General features: G+C 66.7%; 5 protein-coding genes. 2 read left to right on the top strand and 3 right to left on the bottom strand.

The features are described 5' to 3' along the window. Window positions 1–12: 12 nt before the first annotated feature. Window positions 13–2427 carry a S8 family serine peptidase gene (locus SX243_12775; protein MDY7093838.1) on the bottom strand — a complete coding sequence of 805 codons (2415 nt, stop codon included), beginning with the start codon at window positions 2425–2427 and terminating at the stop codon, window positions 13–15. 284 nt (window positions 2428–2711) lie between these two features. Between SX243_12775 and SX243_12780 the strand changes: the two genes are divergently transcribed. Beyond that, window positions 2712–3317, top strand: coding sequence for a protein tyrosine phosphatase family protein (locus SX243_12780; GenBank protein ID MDY7093839.1), 606 nt, complete (start codon window positions 2712–2714; stop codon window positions 3315–3317). A 148-nt stretch (window positions 3318–3465) separates the two neighbouring features. On the opposite strand, the gene SX243_12785 is transcribed toward SX243_12780, so the two are convergent. Both SX243_12785 and SX243_12790 read right to left on the bottom strand, forming a co-directional pair. Further along, window positions 3466–3744, bottom strand: a complete 279-nt coding sequence (locus tag SX243_12785; GenBank protein MDY7093840.1) for a hypothetical protein — start codon at window positions 3742–3744, stop codon at window positions 3466–3468. A 175-nt stretch (window positions 3745–3919) separates the two neighbouring features. Continuing rightward, complete coding sequence (locus SX243_12790) at window positions 3920–4858, bottom strand: TRAP transporter TatT component family protein (protein MDY7093841.1); 939 nt, start codon at window positions 4856–4858, stop codon at window positions 3920–3922. Between the two features lie 63 nt (window positions 4859–4921). On the opposite strand from SX243_12790, the gene SX243_12795 reads away from it, so the two are divergent. Further along, window positions 4922–6307, top strand: a complete 1386-nt coding sequence (locus SX243_12795) for a M36 family metallopeptidase (protein ID MDY7093842.1) — start codon at window positions 4922–4924, stop codon at window positions 6305–6307. The last annotated feature ends 152 nt before the right edge of the window (window positions 6308–6459 follow it).

Consider the following 6459-nt stretch of genomic DNA (forward strand, 5'->3'; position numbering starts at 1 on the left):
CCGCTTCCTCGATCAAACCGACTGCAGGGCCCGCAGGGCGTCGATCATGCCGGCGCCCTGGAAGTAGCGCTCGCGGCCCAGGTCGGTGGCGGTGGCGCAGAGGATTTCTTTGATCCGCCGTGGCTGGCCCATGAGCTCGGCATGCCGGGCCATGAGCAGGGCGGCGACGCCGCTGGCGTGGGGAGCGGCCATGGAGGTGCCGTCGAGGCGGGCCATCTGGGCGCCGGGCACGGGAGCGGTGATCTTCTCCCCCGGCGCCACCAGGTCGGGCTTCAGGCGCCCGTCGCCGGTGGGACCGCGGCTGGAGAAGTAGGACACACCGTAGGCGTGGGGGAACGCTCGGTGGGTGGCGCCGACGGTGAGGACTTCTTCGGCGTTGCCGGGATCGGTGATGCTCACCGTCGCGTAGCCCTCGGAGATGCGGCCATCGGAAGTACGGAGCTTGAGGTAGCCGCCGTTGCCCCCCGCCGCCACCACCACCACGCCGTTGCTCACCAGCCGCTCGCTCTCTTCACACACCGGGGTGCGGCCGCAGGCGTAGTTGCTCACCGCGTGATGGATGGAGAGGGAGAGGTTGGCTCCCTGGATCTTCATCACCTCGCTGTTCTCGTTGAGGTAGCGGACGAATTGCAGCGCCGCGATGACCGAGAATTCGTCTCCGGTGCCGTCGTCACCCAGCACCCGCAGGTCATAGATCCGAATGTCCGGGGCGACCCCTACCAGGTCGTTCTCGTCCAGGTAGGCGCCATTGCCGTGCACTGCATCGGTGGTGAGCCACTCGCCGCCGAGGATGCCGGCGACGTGGGTGCCGTGGTTGTGTTCCGGCACGCGGTAGCCTTCGTCGTGGGGAATGTTCAGGTAATCCTCCAGCTCCGACCAATTGACCGCCCGCCCGAGTTGGAGGTTCTCCCGCAGCTTCTGGGTTTTGTCCTCCAGGGTGCGTCCCTGAGGGGCTCCTGCGGCTTGGGCCTCTGCGAGGGCCTCGAGCTCCCGGCGATCCCGCTCTTGGAGTTCCTCGAGCAAGAGCTGGAGGCCTTCGGGGAGGGCCGGGCCGTCCTCCGACAAGGCTTGGAAGGCCGAGAGCTCGTCTTGCAGAAAGGTCTTTCGTTGTTCGAGCCTGCTGCCGCTCCAGGTGGCGAGGAGGCCGAGCAAGCCCTCCAGGGAGAAGAGCCGGGAGAAGCGGGCGCGGGAGCGCGGGGAGCGAGGGTCGCTGCGGAGCTCTTTGCGCAGCTGCTCGATGTCTTCCTCCAGAGCCTCGGTGTTGGGGGAGAGCAGGTAGCGCACTAACGAGAAGTCGTAGGTCGCCTGGACCCGGCTCTTGTAGCGGAAGGGGTGGTGGTCCGGTGGGGCCCCCGGGGAGGCTTTGGCGGTGCTGGCCTCCGAGGCGCTGGAGTCCGCGTCCTGCTCAGCCCGACGAGCTCTCTTTTTGGCTCTCCGCCGTGGTGTCGGTGGCCGGTGTTCCTTGCGCGGGTCGCGCTCGGCGAAGGCCGGGTGGGTGGCGTCGATGCCGCTGTCGATGACCGCCCAGGTGAGGCCGGAGCAGTCGATGTCGAAGAGGCGGCGGGCGGCGTCGGCTTTGACCGCCAGAGCGGAGTCGAAGATGCACGCCTCCGCCGGCCGGTTGCGGTTCACCATCCACACCGCCGGGGCGTCGTCCCGGGCTTCGTCCATGCCAACGACGAGCTCGCGGGTGGCCTCGATCATCCGGCGGGCGGCTTCCAGCCGCTGCTGCCGGAGCTCGGCCCGTTCTTCGGCGGTGGTCGGCGAGGTCCCTTGGGGCCGGCCGAGAAAGTTCTCGAAGTCCGAGGCTTCCGACTGAGGATCTTGTTGAAGATGCCGCCCCCGGACCGCCACCAGGCCCACCAGCCGGGTCATCCACAGCAGGTCGGAAGTAACGGTTGGGAAACCTTCGAAGTCCTGCCCCAGAGCGCTGCGCAGGAGCTGCGAGTCCACCAGGAGCTCCGCCACCAGCCGGATCACTTCGTCGGACTCTAACAATTCGGCGACGCCACCCTCGGGACGATCGGAGGCGGAACCGCTGTCCCCGGAGTCCTCCCAGAGATACTTCTCCCACCATTGGGTCATGGGCAGCACCACGCGGATCAGCTCGTCAAAGCGCAGCCGCACCGCTACCGTGGTGTTGGTGTAGGCGATGCGGGGGGAGTTTCTGTTCCCGCTGGCCCAGCCGGACTCCCAGACTTCGGTGTCGCGCTCCTGCGCCAGCCGATCGGAGAGTTTCTTCGCCAGCTGGCCGGCGCTGGTGCCCCAATGGGGAGTCAGCAGAAGGTCCAGGCGGGCCAGGGGATTCTTGGCGTAGGCGACCCAGACGTCGGGCAGGATGGGAGAGTCCTGGGTCAGCCGCCGGCCCCAGCCGGAGTCGAGCATGGCGTCTTCGAAACGCTGCAGCAGCTGGTGGTCGATGGGCATCGGGGGGACCTCCGAGTAGGGGTTGCCATCGGCCTCGGCGACACCGGGCCGCGAGGTAGATGCAATGAACTCTGATCAAGAGGATCCTTGCTTCGAGAGTTTAGCAGCTCATGGTGGAGTCACGCCAAGGCCGGGCTACGGCAGGAGTTGGCGGAGGGCCCTCCGGGCGGATAGGGTGCCGCGTGGGAACCTCGCTGCCGCTTCATGTCTCTCATAGACCGAGGCCCGGCTTGCCGAGCGCCGCCCAAGGAAATCTTCGAACTGAAGCTCAGGAGCTCTGAATCATGAATCTGTCCAGCAAAACCCTCCGCACCGTCCTCGCGCCGCTGATGATCTTTCTCGGCCTGAGCTTCGTGGCCCTCGCCGCGCTGTCCTCGTCCATGCAGGCCGCGCCCCTGCAGGCCGCCGCGGTGGCCGATACCACCGAGGCGGCGCCGGCCGCCGCGCCGGAGATCGGCTTGCTCAATGCCCGCCAGCCGATGGAAGGCCTGCTCACCGGCGGGCAGATCACCCAGGAGCAGATGAAGGCCGCCGCCGCTGCGGGCTACCGCACCATCATCAACCTGCGCGGCCCGGGCGAGGCGGGGACCTGGGACGAGGCGGCGCTGGCGGAGCAGTTGGGCCTGGAGTACATCGAGATCCCCATCGCTTCCGCCGCGGATCTCACCGAAGACAACGCCCGCCGCCTGGCCAAGGCCCTCGAAGAGACTGAGGGGGAGCCAACCGTTGTCCACTGCGGCAGCGGCAACCGCGTCGGCGCGCTCCTCGCCCTCAAGGCCTACCATGTGGACGGCAAGAGCGCCGAAGAGGCTCTAGAGATCGGTGCCGAGGGCGGGATGACTCGGCTGCGGGGGACCGTGGAGGAGTACCTGGCGACCCACGAGCCCTGAGTCAGGTTCTCCGGCCGGATTCTCAGTCCAGGTTCTCAGGGCTGGGATTTCACCAAATCGGCTGGGGCGGTCTCGTTGAGGGGATCCGCTGTGTCGGCGAAGCGGATGAGGATGTTGGTATCGAGCAGTCTTGTCTGGGAGGGACTGCTCACGGATGCTCGCGGTAGAGATCTTCCCGTGTGAGGGCGTCGGCAGGGAGGGGGTGGTGATGCGGAGTGGCGGCGATATTCCGCGCGAGCTCGGCGGCGAGACCCTGAAACTCCTCTCCGCTCAGATCTTCCCGGGTCCCGGAGGCCCGCAGCAGCTTCTGGACCACTTCTTCGAGAGCCTGTTCGAGAACCGCTCGAAGCTGGGCTGCATCTTGCCCTGCGGCGCTCTGGAGCACTTCGCGCTCCTGCTCTTCCGTCAAGTTGAGAGTGATGGTCATGACTGCAGTCTCCCTGTCCAGGATCCTAGAAGTGATTCTTCACGGCTTCAAAATATCATGCCAGCCGATTCAGTCCGGGGCTCTGGAGCCTAGCGAGGTTTGATCTAAGTTTGGGAGGAGTACCTGGCGACCCACGAGCCCTGAGTCTGCGGGTCGGAGGAAAGGCCGGAAGCGATCAGCGGGCAGGGAAGAGCTCGTCGGCTCGATCGAGCAGCTCGCGGGCTTCCCGTTGGAAGTACACATTCCACCAATAGGGGCTGCCGGCGGTGGCCGGGTCCTGGGCCAGGACCCACTCCAAATCCTCCTCGAAGCGCTGCCGGTTGCCGGCTTCGAGCCATAGATAGCGCCCGCGGCCCCAACGATAGACGATCCAATCCGGCCCCAGCTCGAGGGCTCGGGCGATCTCCTCCTCGGCCCGCTCCTTGTCCCCGCCAGCCGCCGGCGGCAGGGCGAAGTAGTACATGCCCCAGGCGAAGTGCAGCAGGCCTCCGGACCAGTCCGGGTCGACGCTGTCCATGTGAGTCATCACCGCTTCGGCCCGTCGGAGCCAGCGCACATTGAGGACGCGCCGCGCCGAGCCCATGGTGTCGCGATAGAGATAGAAGACGGCGGTGGCCCACACGTGCATGGAGTGCATCCCTTCCGGCCCCACCTCGCTCACCGCTTGCCAGAAGGGCTCTTCCGCCTGCACCCGGCGGCGAAAGGCGGGGAGGGTATAGAGAGCGGCCTCGGAAGTCTCCAGGGCTCGCCGATAGAAGTGCCGTTGCTCCTCTCGATCCCTGGCATAGGCGGCGCCTAGCAATAGATAGAGCTCGCTGCGGGCGTCGAGGGCTTCGAAATGCCCCGGAGCCTGCTCCAACACTGCCTTCCACGCTCCCAACGCCGCTTCCACCGCTTGCCGGTCTCCGGCTCGCTCCTGCAGCGCTTCGGCTCGCTGGACCAGCTCATCGACCTCGCTTCGTTCCTCCTGTGTGCGGGGGGCTGTCGGTACCGGCGCCGTTTCCCAGGCTGGCCGATGCACGAAGCAGCCGGTGCTGAGGAGAGGCACGAGGAGCACGAGAACCGGAATCCCGAGTCTCGGGGCGAGCTTGGCGGCGAGGAAGGAAAGCTGCATGCCCCAAGTCTATGCGAGATGGAGGCGAGTGATATCTTGATCTCGAACATTCGGAGGACTGTCATGATGATCGAGGTTCGAGGTCCGGTAGCCGGCCGCGGTGCCGGCCTGTGCCGTTGGTGCTTGCTGGGATTTGCGTGGGCTTCGATGCTGGCGGTGGGTTTGGTTCTGGCGATGCCAGCCCATGGCGGCTCCGGCGCCGAGTACACGGTCTATCCGATTCCGGTGGAAAGCCCCAACCACACCACACCGCTGCCTCCGGCGGACGGGCGGCTGACGGTGGTGGCCCCGGCAGACCCCTTGGCCTCGCCTTTCGGCTGGCACGATACCGACGGCATGGCGGGGGCGGAGCACACCACCCTCGAGGGCAACAATGTGCTGGTCTTCAGCCAGGACAGCAATCCGCCGCTTCCCGTCCCCGACTGCGGTGCGGACTTGGAGTGCAACTTTCCCCTCGATTTGACCCAGCTGCCGGAAACCTACACCGCCGCCTCCCAGACCAACGCTTTCTATTGGTACAACCTCTTCCACGACGTCACCTACCGCCACGGCTTTACTTCGCCGGCAGGGAATTTTCAGGTCAACGACTACGGGGAAGGGGGCGTCGGCGGCGATCCTCTGAGCGTGCGCTTCCGCTATGACGCCAGCTGCGCCGCCAGTGTCTCCATTCCGCCGGACGGTGCCTCGGGGTCGTTGATCCTCTCTCCCTGCACCGTCGGAGGCGTCACCCGGGACACGGCCCACGACAGCGTCGCCATGCTGCACCTCGCTGGCCACGCGCTGGTCCATCGGCTCCTCGGCGGGCCGTCCAATGCCAGCTGTTATCTGAATCTGCAGAATCCGGTGGAGGGTTGGGCGGACTACCTCGGCCTGCTCTTCACCATCGAGCCCGGTGACGCCGGCACCGACCCGCGGCCTTATGCCACCTATTTCCTCGGCCAGCCAACGGACGGTCCCGGCGCCCGCGGCGCTCCCTACAGCACCGATCCGGCGATCAACGATTGGACCTACGAGACCATCATCACCGCCGGCAACTCCTTCGCCATCGGTGCGGTGTGGGCTCAGGGGCTATGGCATGCCACCTGGGCGCTCATCGACCTCCACGGTTTCGATCCCGACCTCGAAGACCCCAACGGCGGTGCCGGCAACCAGCGCATCCTTTCCTACATGATCACAGGGCTCCAGCTGGCCCCGTGCAACCCGTCCTTTCTCGACGCCCGCAATGCCCTCCTCGCCGCCGCCCAGCTGGCCGACCCGGCGGACGTCTGCCCCCTCTGGGAAGCCTTCGCCACCGTCGGCATGGGCACCGACGCCATCTCTCCCTCCCCCCAATCCACCCAGGTCACCAACGGCTTCGCGGTGCCGGCCACGTGCCGTGAGCCGTTCTTCACCGACGGGTTCGAGACCGGGGATTGCTCGGGATGGAGTGCGGTTTTTCCGGGGTGTTGAGGTAAGAATCCCCCGGCGAAGACATCCTCCAACCCCCCCACGAAGGTCCCCTTGCTGACCCGCGGATTAGGGTGGGTTGAGGTGATGCCTCCACCGGGGTTGGGGATCGCCCCCCCGGGGGCGGAAACGAAAAGGGGGCCACCGTCCCGCTC

The organism is Acidobacteriota bacterium (assembly GCA_034211275.1).
Taxonomy (GTDB): domain Bacteria; phylum Acidobacteriota; class Thermoanaerobaculia; order Multivoradales; family JAHZIX01; genus JAGQSE01.

What these genes read in the sequence shown, in the direction of transcription:
- SX243_12775 (MDY7093838.1), bottom strand. Translation starts at nt 2,427, where the DNA reads ATGCCCATCGACCACCAGCTGCTGCAGCGTTTCGAAGACGCCATGCTC.
- SX243_12780 (MDY7093839.1), top strand. Translation starts at nt 2,712, where the DNA reads ATGAATCTGTCCAGCAAAACCCTCCGCACCGTCCTCGCGCCGCTGATG.
- SX243_12785 (MDY7093840.1), bottom strand. Translation starts at nt 3,744, where the DNA reads ATGACCATCACTCTCAACTTGACGGAAGAGCAGGAGCGCGAAGTGCTC.
- SX243_12790 (MDY7093841.1), bottom strand. Translation starts at nt 4,858, where the DNA reads ATGCAGCTTTCCTTCCTCGCCGCCAAGCTCGCCCCGAGACTCGGGATT.
- SX243_12795 (MDY7093842.1), top strand. Translation starts at nt 4,922, where the DNA reads ATGATGATCGAGGTTCGAGGTCCGGTAGCCGGCCGCGGTGCCGGCCTG.